The organism is Streptomyces sp. NBC_00859, assembly GCF_045161865.1.
GTDB lineage: Bacteria > Actinomycetota > Actinomycetes > Streptomycetales > Streptomycetaceae > Streptomyces.
In genome coordinates, this window is sequence record NZ_CP108826.1 from 1621206 (window position 1) to 1637293 (window position 16088).

General features: G+C 74.7%; 2 protein-coding genes (1 of these 2 only partly in view). Both read right to left on the reverse strand.

What is annotated here, in order from left to right:
• Entirely contained in the window at positions 1-7656 is a 7656-nt protein-coding gene (locus OG584_RS06815) for an amino acid adenylation domain-containing protein (RefSeq protein ID WP_405776060.1), read from the reverse strand.
• Positions 7653-16088, reverse strand: partial view of an SDR family NAD(P)-dependent oxidoreductase gene (locus OG584_RS06820; RefSeq protein ID WP_405776062.1) — the 3' portion only. 12279 nt of this gene lie beyond the right edge of the window; only the last 8436 of its 20715 coding nucleotides appear in the window; the start codon falls outside the window, past its right edge; its stop codon occupies positions 7653-7655. The genes OG584_RS06815 and OG584_RS06820 overlap by 4 nt, the downstream gene beginning before the upstream one ends.

Consider the following 16088-nt stretch of genomic DNA (forward strand, 5'->3'; position numbering starts at 1 on the left):
TCAGGGCGTACGGCGCATCGGACGCAGCTTCGGGCGGGCCGGGGCTGCCGACCGCTCCAGCCGCGCCGCCAGCCGGACCGGGGTCGGCGCCTCGAACACCCAGCGCACCGGAAGCTCCACGCCGAGCGCTCCGCGTACCCGCGAGGCGAGCCGCGTGGCCAGCAGGGAGTGGCCGCCGAGGCGGAAGAAGTCCCCGTCGGCGCCGACCTGTTCGAGTCCGAGGATCTCGGCGAACAGCCGGCACAGGCTCTCTTCGCGCGCGTTGGCGGGGGCCCGCGTCGCCGCGGCCGCCGCTTCCCCGAAGTCGGGTGCGGGCAGCGCCCGCCGGTCGAGCTTTCCGCCTGCCGTGACGGGCATCTCGCTCAGCGCCACGACCGCACCGGGCACCATGAACCCCGGCAGGGACTCCCCCAGGTAGGCACGTACGACCGCGGGTGTACGGGCGATCAGGCGCCGTCGCCGACGTGCGGCAACCGGGTCGTTGGTCCGCACGGCACCGGCCGTACCGGCCGGGTGCCGTGCGGTCAGCGGCCCCCGTGCCCCGGCGGGCAGGAATGTCACGTCGAAGTGGTCGGGCCGGGCCGACCAGGTGGGCACGGCCCGCAGGCCCAGGGCCTCGCCCAGTCGGCACAGGGCCTCAGGGTCGACGCCCAGACCCTGGTGCCGCTCCAGTGCCTCGTGCGGGGAGCCACCGGTCCGCAGCCGCGCCAGCGCGACGAACTCTCCCAGCAGCCGGGCATTGGGCACCGAGGTGATCCGCAGCCCGTCCGCGCTGTCGGCGAGCAGGGCGGCGAGGGCCGCGACGGCGGGGGCCGGGTCCTCGGCCGTCGCCCCGGCCGCCTCGGCGAGCGCCTCCCACGGCCGGTGCGGGACGCCGTCAAGGGCGCGCGGCGCCAGGGCCGAGGACTTGTGCAGCACCACCTCGTAGCGGTGCCGTGTCAGTTCGTTGTGGAACGACCCCCGCTTGAGGCGGACGTCGACCCCGGCCACCCGCTCGTCCGTGTCGGCGAGCGCGGTGAAGTACTCCGGTGCGATGACGAGTTCCTCCTCCGCGGCGACCGCCCGGTCCACCTCGGTGCGCAGCCGGTCCACGGCTGTTCCGCGGGGCAGGCCGTGGCCCGCGACACCCATGCGCAGGGCGGGCAGCGTGTGCAGATTGCGCAGGTCGCCGAGGAAGAGCGACCCGCCCGGCGCCAGGAGTCCCAGACAGGCGTCGACGACCCGGGTGAGGTAGCCGGCGTCGGGGAAGTACTGGGCCACCGAGTTGAGCACGACCGTGTCGAAGTACCCGCTCGGCAGCCCCTCCAGCCGGTCGGCCGGCAGGCAGCGCAGCTCGACCTTCCGGTCCAGCGCGGGGTCCTGCGCCACGTGCCGGGCCAACCGGTCGACGGCGGTCGGTGAGATGTCGGTGCCCCAGTAGGCCTCGCACCCGGCGGCCAGCCGGGACAGCAGCAGCCCGGAGCCCACGCCGATCTCCAGCACCCGGCTGGCAGGCAGCTCGCGGACCCGCTCGACCGCCGCGTCCCGCCACTGCCGCATCTGCTCGGCCGGGATCGGCCGGGTGTCGTAGCTGCTGTCCCAGCCGCGGAAGTCCTCGCCCCACGGCACCTCGTCCGTGGTGGTGTACACCTGCTCGTAGATCTCCTCCCACTCCCGCAGCAGCTCGCCGCCGCCCGCGGTCTCCGGGTCGGCATCCTGGTCGGGAACGACGTAGGCCACCAGGCGCGTGTCGCCGGGCACGTCCTGTTGGGCCAGTACGACGGCCTGGCCCACCCAGGGGTGCTCCGCCAGCCGGGCCTCCACCTCGCCGGGCTCCACCCGGTGGCCGCGCACCTTCACCTGGTCGTCCGCCCGGCCCCGGAAGACCAGCAGGCCGTCGCGGGTGCGCGCCGCGAGGTCGCCGGTCCGGTACATCCGCTCCCCCGGCGCCCCGAACGGGCAGGCGACGAAACGTGCCGAGGTCAGCGCGGCCCGCCCCAGGTAGCCGCGCGCCAACCCGGCTCCGGCCACGTACAGCTCACCGGTCACCCCCGGGGGCACCGGACGCAGCCGCGCGTCCAGCACATGGACGCGGGCCCCGGCGAAGGGCCGGCCGATCGGCACCGGGGAGCCGGCCGGCAGCCGCGGGGACAGCGCATCGCTCATGGTTGCGCAGACGGTCGTCTCGGACGGGCCGTAGGCATTGACCAGGAGCCGTCCCCGCGCCCAGCGCGCGGCGAGCGGCGCCGGGCAGGTCTCGCCGGCCACCACGACGGTCCGCAGTCGTGAGAGCTCCCCTGCCAAGGGCGCGGGCACCGTCTCCAGGGCGGACGGGGTGACCGTCAGATGGGTGACCCGGTCCCTGGCCAGCGCCGCCGCCAGTTCCTGGCCCGCCAAGGGCCCTTCCTCACCGGGCAGCACCAGGGCCGCGCCGGAGGCCAGGGCCATCAGCAGCTCCCAGACCGAGGCGTCGAAACTGGCGGACGCCAGTTGCAGGATCCGGCTGGAGACGTCCACGCCGAGCCGTTCGGACTGCGCCGCCACGAGGGCGGGCAGGCCCGTGTGCGCGACGGCCACTCCTTTGGGACGGCCGGTGGAGCCGGACGTGTAGATCACGTAGGCCGGGTTCGCCGGCTGTGGCGCAGCGACCCGCTCGGCGTCCGCGAGGGGCTCGCCGGACAGCTCCGCCAGCCGCCTCGCGGTCCGCGGGTCGTCCAACGTCACCCGCGCCCCGGTCCAGGGCGGCAGGGCGGCCGCCGTCCTGGAGCCGGTCACCAGCGCCTTCGGTGCGGCGTCCGACAGCATGAACGCCAGCCGCTCCGCGGGGTAACCGGGGTCCAGCGGCAGGTACGCGGCGCCCGCCTTCAGCACGCCGAGAGCCGTCACGACCAGCTCCGCCGACCGTGGGAGCGCCACCGCAACCACATCCTCGGGGCCCACCCCGAGCCCGGCGAGGTGGCGCGCGACGCGGTTGGCCCGCGCGTCCAGTTCCGCGTACGAGAGGCATTCGCCGCCCCGCACCAGGGCCGGGGCTTCGGGGCGGCGGGCCGCCCACGCCTCGAACAGGTCCGGGAACGCCGGGCCGGCCTCGGCGGGCGTCGCCGGGGCGCCGTCGCCGGCCAGCAACTCCTCGCGCTCGGCGCGGGTGACCACCTCCAGCCGGTCCACACCCAGGCCAGGTTCGGCCACCACCTGTTCGAGGAGCAGCCGCAGACGGGCTATCAGCTGCTCGGCCGTGGCGCGGTCGAACAGGTCGGTGTCGTACTCCAGGGTTCCGTCCAGGCCGCCGGGGCGGCCGTCCTCGCCCTCCCGCTCGCTGAGCGAGAAGAAGAGGTCGATGCGGGAGGTGCCGGTGTTCGCCCACTCCAGGTCGGCCTGGAGCCCGGGGAGTCCGAATGCGGCGCGCCGGGTGTTCTGGAGCACGAGCGCCACCTGGAACAGTGGGTGGCGGGCCGCCGACCTGGCCGGTGCCAGCGTCTCGACCAGGTGCTCGAACGGCACGTCCTGATGGGCGTAGGCGGCCAGCGCCGCACGGCGCACCCGGCCGAGGAGTTCGGCGAAGGACGGGTCGCCGCTCAGATCGGCCCGCAGCACGAGGGAGTTGACGAAGAAGCCGACCATCCCGTCGAGCGCCTCGTCGAGGCGTCCGGCCACGGCGAAGCCGATCGGGATGTCCTGGCCTGCTCCGAGCCGTGACAGCAGCGCCGCCAGCCCTGCCTGGAGGACCATGAAGAGCGTCACGTCGTGTTCGCGCGCGATCCGCTGCAGCTCCGTGTGCAGCCCGGGTCCGAGGGTGAATGTCTCGAAGGCGCCCCGGTGCGAGGCGACGGCCGGACGCGACCGGTCACGGGGCAGCGCCAGCTCCTCCGGCGCCCCCGCCAACGCCCGTGTCCAATAGGCCACTTGACTGGCCGAGAGGCTCCGCGGGTCGTCCGGATCGCCGAGCAGCTCGCGCTGCCACAGCGCGTAGTCGGCGTACTGCACCGGCAGTTCGGCCCAGTCGGGGGCGTGTCCCTCGCTCCGGGACCGGTAGGCCCGCGCCAGGTCCCGCGACAGCGGTCCGAAGGACCAGCCGTCGCCCGCGATGTGGTGCAGTACGAGGACCAGGGTCCGCTCGCGGGCCGAGAGCTCCAGGAGCGTGGCGCGCAGCGGCGGTTCGCTGCTCAGGTCGAAGGTGTGCCGGGCGGCCTCGTCCACCGCCCCGGTCAGACCGCCGGCGGTGACCGGTACGGTCTCCAGACCGCGCCAGGCACGGTCCGTGTCGAGCACCGACTGCCGGGGCACGCCGTCCTCATCGGGGAAGACGGTGCGCAGGCTCTCGTGCCGGGCTACCAGGTCGCGCAGCGCCGCTTCCAGGGCCGTCGTGTCCAGCTCACCGGTCAGCCGCATCACCACCGGCATGTTGTACGTGGCGCTGGGGCCCTCCAGCCGGTGCAGGAACCACAGCCGCTGCTGGGCGAAGGAGAGCGGCACCGGCTCCGGCCGCCGCCTGCGGGCCAGCGGGGCGCGCGCGGCCGCCGAGGCGTCGACGCGCAGGGCCAGGGCGGCGGGCGTCGGGGCCTCGAAGACCTCGCGGACCGGCAGCTCGACCCCGAAGACGCCGCGCACCCGGGAGGCCAGCCTGGTGGCCAGCAGCGAGTGTCCGCCGAGCTCGAAGAAGCTGTCCTCGGCACCTGCCGACTCCACCCGCAGGATCTCCGCGTACAGGCCGCAGAGCACCTCCTCGGTGGGTGTGCGGGGGCGCCGCGAGGCAGTGGCCCCGCCCAGCTCGGGCACGGGCAGCGCGGCGCGGTCCGCCTTTCCGTGCGGGGTCAGCGGCAGCGCGGGCAGCACCAGCACCGCGGCCGGGACCATGTAGCCGGGCAGCAGTGCGGCCACATGGGCCCGGACGGCCGGCGCCTGGGCGTCTCCCTCGACGTAACCGCACAGCAGCGGGCGTCCGGCCCCGTCGGTCACCACCGCGGCGACGGCGGCTGTGACACCGGGCGCCGCGCACAGGGCCGCCTCGACCTCGCCGAGCTCGATCCGGTGGCCCCGCACCTTGACCTGGTGGTCGCGCCGCCCCAGGAACTCCAGTTGGCCGTCGGCCCGCCACCGCACCTGGTCGCCGGTGCGGTACATCCGCCCGCCCGCGCCCCGCGCGTGCGGATCGGCCACGAAGACCCCGGCGGTGCGGGCCGGATCGCCCGCGTAGCCGCGGCCGACGCCCGCGCCCGCCACGTACAGCTCGCCGGCGACGCCGATCGGCACCGGGCGCAGGTCGTCGCCCAGGACGAACAGCCGCGTGTCGCGCACCGGCCCCCCGATGGGGACCCGCGCCGCGGCCACCGGGCCGGTCAGCACCGCGTGTGTCACGTCGTCCGAACACTCCGCAGGACCATAGGCGTTGACCAGCGGGATCTCCGGGTAGCGGGCGAACCACCGCTCGCACAGGCCGGGCGACAGCTCCTCGCCCGTCACTATCAGCCGGCGCAGCCAGGCGACCCGGGGTGGAACGAGGCCCTCGTCCCAGCCGTCGAGGGCCGCGCGCAGCAGTGAGGGCACGACTTCGAGGACGGTGACGTCCTCCGCCTCCACCAGGGCGAACAGCGCCTCCGGGTCGGCTGCCGTGTCGTGGTCGACCACCCGGACCCGGCCGCCGACGGCGAGGGCGGCCAGCATCTGCCAGACGGCCACGTCGAAGGTGAGCGGGGCATTCTGGACCACCAGGTCGTCGGCCGTCAGCCCGAGGTCGGCGATCTTGGCGGCGAGGTGGTTGGCCATGCCGCCGCGGTGCACCATGGCGCCCTTGGGCCGGCCGGTCGAGCCGGAGGTGAAGATGACGTAGGCGAGGTCGAGCGGGTCGGCCACGCGCGCCGGCCACGCCGCCCCGTCGTGCTCCTCGGCGCCGGGGGCGTGCAGCGGCAGGACGGTTACGTCGGTGCCGGAGGCGGCCGCCAGTTCCCCGGCGACGGACTCCAGGCCCGGCCCCGCCAGCAGCACCCCGGCTCCGCCGTCGGCCACCATGGCAGCCGACCGGGCCCGGGGCGCCGCGGGATCCAGCGGTAGGAACGCGCCGGCGGCGCCGATCACGCCGAGCACCGACGACACGAAGCCAGTGCCGGGCTCCGCCAGCACGCCGACCACCCGGCCCGGTGTCCAGCCGGGCAGAGCGCACAGCCGGGCCGAGAGCGAGCCCGCGAGTGCCACGAGCTCGCCGTAATTCACCGAACCCGCTGCGTCGCTCACCGCGGGCCGTTCGGGGGCCGTGTCGGCGGCCCTGCGGACGTGCTCCACCAGGTCGTCCGCCACGGCCGGTGAGGAGGTGGCGTTCCACCCCGTGAGCACCTGGTGGCGCTCCTCGGCGGAGAGCACCGCCAGCTCTCCCACCCGCAGAGCGGGGTCGGCCGCCACCTGCCCGAGGATCCGCGTCAGGGCGTCCACCAGCCGCTGGACCGTCCCGTGGTCGAAGAGGTCGAGCGCGTACTCCAGTACGCCCGTCAGCCCGCCCGGCTCCCCGTGGGCCCCCGTCCGCTCGCGGACCGAGAACATGAGGTCGAAGCGGGACGTGCCGGTGCCCTCCATCTCGGTCCGGGTCCGCAGGCCGGGCAGTGCGAACCCCTCCTGCCCGCCGTCCTCCAGGACCAACTGGACCTGGAACAGGGGGTGCCGGGCGGCCGACCGGGCCGGGGACAGTGCGCCGACCAGGTACTCGAACGGGACGTCCTGGTGGGCGTAGGCGGCCAGGGCGGTGTCGCGGACCCTGGCCAGCAGCCCGGCGAACGAGGGGTCCCCGGACACATCCGCCCGCAGCACCAGGGTGTTGACGAAGAAGCCGACGAGCCCGTCCAGTTCCTCGTCCGTACGCCCCGCCACGTCGAAGCCGATCGGCACGTCGTCGCCCGCGCCCATCCGCGACAGCAGGGCCGCCAGAGCGGCCTGCAGCACCATGAAGAGCGACGCCTCGTTACCCCTTGCCGCACGGCGCAGGCCCTCGTGCACGGCGGCGGGGACCTCGAACGGTACATACCCTCCGCGATGGGAGGCCACCGCCGGGCGCGGCCGGTCGCAGGGCAGCGCCAGCTCCTCCGGCGCTCCCTCCAACGCCTTCCTCCAGTAGGTGACTTGTTCGGCCGCCAGGCTCTGCGGGTCATCCGGATCACCGAGCAGCTCGCGCTGCCACAGGGTGTAGTCGCCGTACTGCACCGGCAGCGGGTCCCACTGCGGCGCGCCGCCCGCCAGCCGCGCCGTGTACGCGGCCGACAGGTCGCGGGCGAAGGGGCCCAGCGACCAGCCGTCACTGGCGATGTGGTGCAGCACGACCACCAGCACCCACTCGCTCACCGCGACCTCGATCAGGGTCGCGCGCAGCGGCGCCTCGCTGGAGAGGTCGAACGGGTGGCGCGCCGCCGTGGCGACCGCCGCTGAGACGTCCTCGGCCTCGGTCCTCACGAACCGCAGACCGGGCCAGGCGTCACGCGGGTCGAGGACCAGCTGGCGGGCCTCGCCGCCCTCCTCGGGGAACACCGTGCGCAGTGCCTCGTGCCGCTCCATGACATCCCGCAGCGCCGACTCCAGTGCCTCGCTGTCCAGTTCACCGGACATCCGCAGGACCAGGGGCATGTTGTAGGTCGCACTCGGGCCTTCCAGCCGGTGCAGGAACCACAGCCCCCGCTGTGCGAACGACAACGGAATCATGATGCGTCTCCTTCATTGGTCATCCTGCGAAGCCTGGGTCGCCGAGTTCCGCTCGGCCGGTCCAGCCGCACCGCGAGGCCGGCGGGCGTCGGCGCCTCGAACACGGCGCGCACGGGCAGTTCCGCCCCGAACGTCTCCCGCACCCGGGCGGCCAGCCGGGTCGCCAGCAGCGAATAGCCGCCCAGCGCGAAGAAGTTGTCATCGGGCCCGACCTCCGGGCGCCCGAGGGCCTCGGCGAACAGGCCGCAGAGCTTCTCCTCCCGCGCGCCGCGCGCGGCCCGGCGGTTCGTCGCGGTGCCCGGCGGCGGCGCGGCGGCGGGCTCGTGCGGAGCCTGTGGCCGTTCCCGTACGGGTGCCACGCGCAGGCTCGCGCCGCCGTCCCCCGCGACCCGCTCGAGCAGTGCCCGCCAGTCGGCCAGCATGCTCTCGACCGTGTGGCGCTCGAAGCGGTCCGTGCCGTACTTGAGGAGGAGCTTGAATCCGGTCTCCTCCCGGTAGATCTCAACCGCCAGCTCGAACGCACTGTCCTGGTAGACCCCGTCCAGGGGGCGCAGAACCGGGCCCCCGCCCCAGCCTTCGCCGCCGTGCCCGGCGGTCCCGGCGCCGGCCTGGGCTCCGGTGTCCTCGCCCGCGTTCCGGCCCGCGAGGAGCCGGGCGCCGTCGAAGTTCTGGAACGACAGGCAGGTGGCGACGACGGGCAGCGCGTCGGCGTCCCGCTCCTCGCCGAGGTCACGGACCATCTCCGAGAACGGATAGGCGCCGTGCTCAAGGCCGTTCACGACGGCCCTGCGCACGTTCTTGAGCAGCTCGGGGAACGGCTCTCCCCCGGCGACGGTGCTGCGGATGGGCAGCATGTTCACGAAGTGGCCCACCACGTCGTCGAACCGCTCCTGCGACCGGCCTGCGGTGGGCAGGCCGACGACGATGTCCGCCTGCCCGGTGTGCCCGTGCAGGAATGCCAGGTAGGAGGCGAGGAACAGCACGGTGGGACTGACCCGGGCAGCTCGTGCCCGGTCCGTGAGGGCGTCCGAGAGTTCGCGGGTGAGGCACGCCACGACGGTCGCGCCGCGTGGTCCGGGCACGCCGCCCTCGGCGGCCTGCGCCGGTGTCGCACCGGGCAGGAGGAGCGCTGGGCGCGGCGCGCGGAGCCGGCCGGCCCAGTAGGCGCGGTGCTCCGCTCCCTCGGGACCGGCGAGCATCTGAGCCTCCCACTCGGTGAACTGCGCGTACTGGACCCGCTCCAGCGGCTGTTCCTCGTCCCGTCCTGGCCGCATGGCCGCACGGCAGGCGTCGTCGAGCGAGCGGACCAGCAGCGCGGCGGAGGTGCCGTCGAGCACCAGGTGGTGCGCGGTGATCAGCAGCACACGGCGCGGCGCGGCGGCCTTGCCCGGTGCCGTGAACGACGCCATGTGAGCCCGTACGAGGGGGCCGTCGGCCAGGTCGAAGGGCGCACTCGCCAGGCGGCGCAGGTACGCCAGTTGTTCCTCGGGCGATTCGGCCGTCGGCGCGGAGCGTTCGAGGACGAGGGTGTCCGGGCCCCGGAACTCCAGGTACGGCACGCCGTCCCGTTCGCCGACCACCGAGCCGAGCAGCGGGTGCCGTACGAGCTGGGCGCGGCAGCCCGCTTCGAGCGCCGCCTCGTCCAGGTCGCCGTGCACCTCGAAGGCGATCGGCACGTTGTACGCGGTCAGGCCCGGCCGGGCCTGCTGGTCCAGCCAGATGCCCAGCTGAACGTGGGACAGCGGCCCGCGCTCCGGCTCCCGGTACGGCTCCGGCTCCCGGCTCCGCTCGGGCTCGGGCTCGGGCCGTGCCAGCAGGGCGTCCACGCGCTCCCCGCCGACGGCGAGGAAGTGGGCGGCGAGCCCGTCCAGGGTCTCCACGTCGAAGAGCAGCGTGGAGGGGACCTCTCCGAGGCCCTTCCGCAGCGCGTTGGTCAGGTGCAGGACGAGGATCGAGTCCATTCCGTAGGCGCTGAGGGGCTCGGTGACGGCGATCCGGTCGGCCGGGATACGCAGGGTCTGCGCCGCTTTCGCGCGCAGATGAGCGACCAGCCGTTCGGCGCGGTCCGCCCCACCGGCCGCGTCCGCAGCGGGCAGCCCCGGGGCTAGCACACCGGGGGCGGCCGCCGGGGCCGGTGCGGGGTCCGGAGCCCGGGTCGCGGCCGGGCCCTGCGCCGGGGCTCCCGCTGCCACCTGCCGGCGCACGATCCCGTCGCTCCGGGCGGCGATCACCTGCTGCCCGAGCCCGAGTGCCTGCGGCAGCAGCTGGGTCACCGGGCCGAAGCCCTCGCCCGCCAGCACCTGCCGCCAGCTCCCGGGCGACAGCGCGGGCGAGCCCGGGACGCGCAGCGGCGCGTCCTCGAACAGCCACCAGCCCTCGAGGAGTCCGAATGTGAGGTGACTGAAGACATCGAACGCCGCGAGTTCGTTCATCAGCAGCCAACCGCCCTCACGCAGCGCCGCCTTGACGTTGCGCAGGGTGGTACGGGTGTCGCGGGTGGCGTGCAGGACGTTGGCCGCGATCACCAGGTCGTAGCCGCCCGGCGTGATGTCCTGTCCCGCCAGGGGCTGTTCGGCGTCGAACCGCGCGTACGTCAGATACGGCACGTCGGGTCCGTACGCGCCCCGTGCGTGGTTCAGGAAGGCCTTCGAGAGGTCCGTGTACGCGTACTCCTCGATGCTGCCGGCGAACGGTCGCAGGGCCGCGAACATGCCCGCGCTGGTGCCTCCGGTGCCCGCGCCGACCTCCAGGATCCTCAGCCGGGCCCCGGGTTCCCGGCGCAGCCGCTCGGCCACCAGGGCGACGGCGGCGCCGGTCATCGCGCGGTTGAAGAGGTCGGCCACCCGGTTGTCGCGGTAGCAGCCTTCGACCAGCTCGACCGATCCGCGCGGGAAGAGGACATCGGTGGGCGGCGTCCGCTCCGTCAGGATATCGGGCAGTCTGTTCAATGTGGCGTCGACCAGGGTGAGTTCTGCCTTCGCGTCCGGAGTCCCGGACCACTGGGCGCGTCGCTCGTCCCAGGTGCGGAGCAGATCCTCCAGCGGCGGCGCATCGGCCGGCACCACCGCCAGGGCGTGCTCCAGCCAGGCCCGGTAGCGCTGCGAGATGCCCGCGCGGGAACGGAGTCCGTCCAGCGGCAGGTCGGCCTCCCCGGCGCCCCGGACGGCGCCGAGCCGCTCCAGGTGGGCCCGGGTCAGCTGGAGCAGCAGCGGGTCGCGCTCCTCGGCGCGCCAGCGGGCCGCCGCACTCACCAGCTCGCGGTCCGCCGCGGCGTCCGCGGTGGCCGCGGGGAATCCGGTTGTGCCGCCCTGGGCCCCGTTCCGGTACGGGGTGACCCGCACCGCCGGGGTGATCGCCGCGACGGCGTCGGGCCTGGTCCGTTTGACGAAGCCCAGCTGCCGCTGCGGGCCGCCGAGCAGCGCGTCGAGGGCCGCCATCGCCTCGGTCGGTTCGATCGAGGAGAGGCCCGAACGTGCCATGCGCTCCTGGTAGAACGGGGACGCGACGCTGCCGAGGCTGCCCCACCAGCCCCAGTTCATCACCCGTACCGGGCCGTCGCGGTGCTGGGCGAGCAGCTGGGCGTAGGAGTCGCTGAACGTGCAGCCGGCCGCGTAGTTGGCCTGTCCGGCCGTGGGGGCGAAGGACTGCATCGACGAGAAGAACACCGTGAAGTCGAGCACCTCGCCGGCGAACGCCTCGGACGTCGCTACGCTCGCGTCGACCTTGGCCGCCAGGCTCGCGCGCAGCTCGTCCTCGTCCATCGCCGCGAGCGTCCGGTCCCGCAGCACCAGGGCCGCCTGCACGATGCCGTGGACGGGGCCGAACCGGGCCGTGATCTCGGCGCGGGCGCGGCGCAGCGCCTGGGGGTCGGCGGCGTCGGCGGTCAGGTAGTGCACCTCGCCCCGGCCGCGCACGCTGCGCAGCCGTTCCTCGATCGCGGCGTCGTGGGGACGGCGTCCGAGCCACACGACGCGTGCGCCGTAGTGCTCCACGACGTGCCGGGTCCAGGCCGTGCCGAGCCCGCCCGCTCCGCCGACCACCACATAGAGGCCGCCTTCACGGTACGGAACCGCCGGCTCCGCCACGCTCTCGCTGGGCGCCCAGCGGCGCGTCAGCCACTGGCCCGCGCGCCTCACCATGACGTCTCCCGCGCAGTCCGCGGGAAGCTCCGCGAGGTCGGCGGGCCAGTCGTCGGTTTCGAGGTCGACGCTCCGCACCGTCCAATGCGGGTACTCGCGGCCCAGGGAGCCGAACAGTCCGTGCAGACCGGCGTGGGCGGGCCGGACCTCTTCGTCCCGGTGGGTGGCCAGGCAGTTCCGGGTGACCAGCGAGATGCCCAGCGGCCGCTCGTCGTACCCCGATCGCAGCAGGGCCTTGATCATGCGGAAGGCAGCGACGACGCCCCCCTCCTGGGCGCCGGCGAGCCCGCGGGTGTCGGCCGGGCCGTACGACGTGCCGGGCGCGATCCAGATCAGGTGGTCGAACCGGTCCAGGGCCAGGAGTTCGGCCGCCGCTTCGTCGGCCGTCGCGGTCTGCACCGGGCGCCAGGCCGTCGCCCGGGGAAACAGGCGGCTCACCTCGGCGCGCTGTCCGGCGCTCCCGCCGACGACGAGCACCCGGTCCGCCGGGGACGGTACGGGCGCGGCGTCCCCGTCCGGTGTCACCGCGTCCCAGACGGGGGCGAGCAGCGCGGGCAGAGGCTGCGGCGCGATCCGGGAGGTGTAGCCGGTCAGGCGTACGCAGACCGCGCCGTCGGCGTCGACCAGGTCGATGTCCAGACGGACGGCCACGCTCGCCCCGCCGTCCGCGTATGCCGGTCTGACCACCGCGTACGGGGCTGCCGGACACGGCGCGAAGAGGTCCAGCCGGTCCAGCGCGAAGGGCACCGCGGTCCGGCGGTCGGTGTCCCCGGCCGCCAGCCGCAGGGCCGTCGAGGCCTGGATCGCCGAGTCGAGCAGTGCGGGCGGCAGCCCGTAGGGCGCGCCGGACAGCTCGGCGGCGGCCGGAGCGCCGAGCCGGGCCAGGACGGCCGACGAGCCGGCCCGTGCCTCGGTGATCGCCCGCAGGGCGGGCCCGTGGGTGATGCCCATGGCCGTCAGCGCCTCTTCGATGCGCGCCCCGGTGATCGGCACCGGGCAGTGCTCGCGCAGCGCGTCGAGGTCGACGGGGGCTGGACGCGGGGTGTCGCAGCGGGCGATGCGGCCCGAGCTGAAGACCGTCGCCGCCTCCTGTCCCGCGTGACCGCGCGCGGTGACTTCGAAGGTGAACTCGTCGCCGTGGCCCGGCCGTACGAAGACCTCCACGGGCAGCGGCGGGCCGTCGACGGTGAGCGGTCGTGCCCAGGTGATGTCGCGCAGGGTCAGCGGCGTCGTGGGGTCGGCGCCGAGCGCCCGCGCGGCGCTCGCCCTGGCCAGTTCCAGATGGACGACGCCGGGGAGCACCCGTCGGCCGTGCACCAGATGGTCGCGCAGGACCGGCTCCTCACCGGTCAGCTGCGCCGCCGCGCGCACCGCGCCCGGCTCGCCCGGCACCGGCTCCGGCGCTTCGACCAGCGGATGGCGGGTGGCAGCGGCGCGGAGTGCGGGCAACGGGGCGGCGGATGCGGCCCAGTGGGACTCCCGGGCGAACGGACGGGCGGGCAGCGGCACCCGGCGGTGGGCCCCCGGCTCGAAGAGCGCGGCGAGGTCGACCGGCAGGCCCCGTACGAAGCTCGCGGCGAGCGCGGTCAGGTCCGCGTCGGCCCTCTCCTGCCCGGGGCGGCCCGCGCACCGCACGGAGGCCTCGCCGGTCATGGCCCGGGGCCCGTCGAGGCCCTGGTCGAGGACGCGTATCAGGTCCTCGCGGTCACGGACCACGCAGGCGAACCGGTGCGTCATGTGCTCGCGCCCGAGGGCGAGCGTGAAGGCGGTGTCACCGCAGTCGAGGGCGGGCTCCCGCCGTGCGTGCGCGGCCAGGCGGGCGATCTGCTCGGCGAGTTGCTCGCGGGAACGGGCCGAGAGCACGACCAGGCGCTCGGTGCGCGGGGCCGCGCCGTCGCGTCCCCGCCCTTGCGGGGCCTCCTCGATGATGACGTGGGCGTTGGTCCCGCTGGCACCGAAGGCGCTCACCACCCCGCGCCGGGGGATGCCAGCGGGCACGTTCCAGGGGTGTGTGCGGGTGCTCGGATAGAAGGGGCTGCCCGGGAAACTGATCGCCTCGTTGGCCTGCTCGAAGTGCAGCGATGCGGGGATCTGCCGGTGCCGCAGCGCGAGGAGCACCTTGAGCACACCCGCGATCCCGGCGGCGAACTGCGCGTGGCCGATGTTCGTCTTGACCGAGCCCAGCGCGCAGTACTGCGTGGCGTCGGTGTCCGCGCGGAAGGCACGGGTCAGGGCCTGGAACTCGATCGGATCGCCCAGTGCGGTGCCTGTGCCGTGCGCCTCGACCAGCTGGATGTGCCCGGCACTGATCCCGGCGCCTCGGTGTACCTCCCGCAGCAGACGCTCCTGAGAGAGCGAACTCGGCGCGGTGATGCCGTTGGTGGCACCGTCGTGGTTGACGCCGGAGCCGCGGATCACGCCGTGTACGTGGTCCCCGTCGGCCAGTGCCTGGGACAGCCGCTTGAGTACGACGACGCCCACTCCCTCGCCCGGCACGAAGCCGTCCGCACGGTGGTCGAAGGTGTGGCACCGGCCGGACGGCGACAGCATCCCGGCGCGGCCCGCGAGCCCGTACAGGCGCGGCGTCGACTGGACGAAGACGCCGCCGGCCAGGGCCAGCTCGCTCTCGCCGGACCACAGGTCCTTGCAGGCGAGGTCGAGGGCGACGAGTGAGCTGGAGCACGAGGTGTCGACCGCGATCGCGGGGCCCGCGAGGTTCAGCGTGTACGAGACCCGGCCGGGGACGACGGAGGCCATGTTGCCCCACAGGGCCTGGGCGGGCGCGTCCGGCGCGGCCGGTCCCCGGTAGTCGCCGGACCAGCAGCCCGCGTACACGCCACAGCGGCGGCCCCTCAGGTCACGGGGGGCGTACCCCGCGTCCTCCAGTGCCTTCCAGGACTCCTCCAGGAACAGGCGCTGCTGCGGGTCCATGGCCTCGGCCTCGACGCCGGAGATGTTGAAGAAGAGCGGGTCGAACTCGTCGATCCCCGCAAGGAATCCGCCCCGCAGCGGCACATCGGTGCCGCCCTGTCCGGGCTCCCAGCGCGTGGCCTCCCGGACGAGGTCCTCGCCTGCGGCGAGATGCGTCCACAGTTCGTCCAGCGAGTCCGCTCCGGCGAACCGTCCGCTCATCCCGATCACGGCGATCGGCTCACGCGTGACGGACGGCAGGGCCCGGGGCCGCTCGGCGGGAGCGGGCGCGGCGGGGGTCGCTACGCGGTCCCCGTACTGGGCGACCAGATGGCCGGTGAGGCGGTCGGCCGTGCTGTGGTCGAAGAGGACACCGGTCGCCAGGTCGAGCCCGAGCGCCTCGTTGAGCGTGTGCACCAGGCGCACACCCAGGATGGAGTCGACCCCGTAGTCGGCGAAGGCCAGCGCGCCGTCGATCGTGGCCTCACCCATCGCCAGCGCCTCGGCCAGCTTGCCGCGCACGACGCCCGCGATGTACTCCTCGGCCGAGGGCCGGGCGGACGGCAGCGGTGCCGGTGCCGGGAGCGCGGCGGGCGGTGCCGGGGCCGGGGGCGTCCCGATGGCGGACGCCACCGGAGGAAGGTCGCCGATCCAGTACCGCTCGCGGGCGAACGGGTAGGTCGGCAGCGAGACGGGCCGTCCGTCTCCGGCACCCCGCAACAGCTGCCAGTCGACCGCGACGCCGTCCACCCACAGGGCGGCGAGCTTGGCGAGTTCGCCCGCCCCGGCCCAGCGGGTGACCAGCAGTTCGCGCAGGCCGGCATCCGCCGCGACCTCGGCGGCTACGCCCTGCGGGCTCCCTGCCGTGCCGCGCAGCACAACGGCGGGCCGGCGCTCGGCGAGATGGGCGCGCAGGGCGTCACGCAGGTCGGCGGTGGAGGCGGTGACCACGGCGAGCCGCTCGGACATCGCCTCGCGCCCGGCCTGGAGGGTGTGGGCCAGGTCGGCCAGGTCCACGTCGTGGCGGTCCAGGAAGTCCACGAGTCTCAGGACGACGGACCGCAGTTGCCCGGGTGTGCGCGCCGACAGGACGACGAGGCGCTCGCCGCCGTCCGCCGCGCGCTCCGGCGCGGCCTCGACGTATTCCTCCAGGACCACATGCGCGTTGGAACCGCCGGCGCCGAAGGACGAGACGGCGGCGACACGCGGGGTGTCCGAACGCCACTCGGCGAGCTCGCGCTGGACGAAGAAGGGCGTCCGCTCGAAGTCGATCTCGGGGTTGAGCCGCTGCGCGTGCAGGCTCGGCGCGAACTGCCGGTGGCGCAGCTGGAGTACGGCCTTGGTGAATCCGGCGATCCCGGCGGCGGCCTCCAGGTGCCCGAT

Bases quoted from the DNA above. Each gene is read 5' to 3' on its own strand.
- OG584_RS06815 (WP_405776060.1), bottom strand. From the start codon at position 7,656: ATGATTCCGTTGTCGTTCGCACAGCGGGGGCTGTGGTTCCTGCACCGG.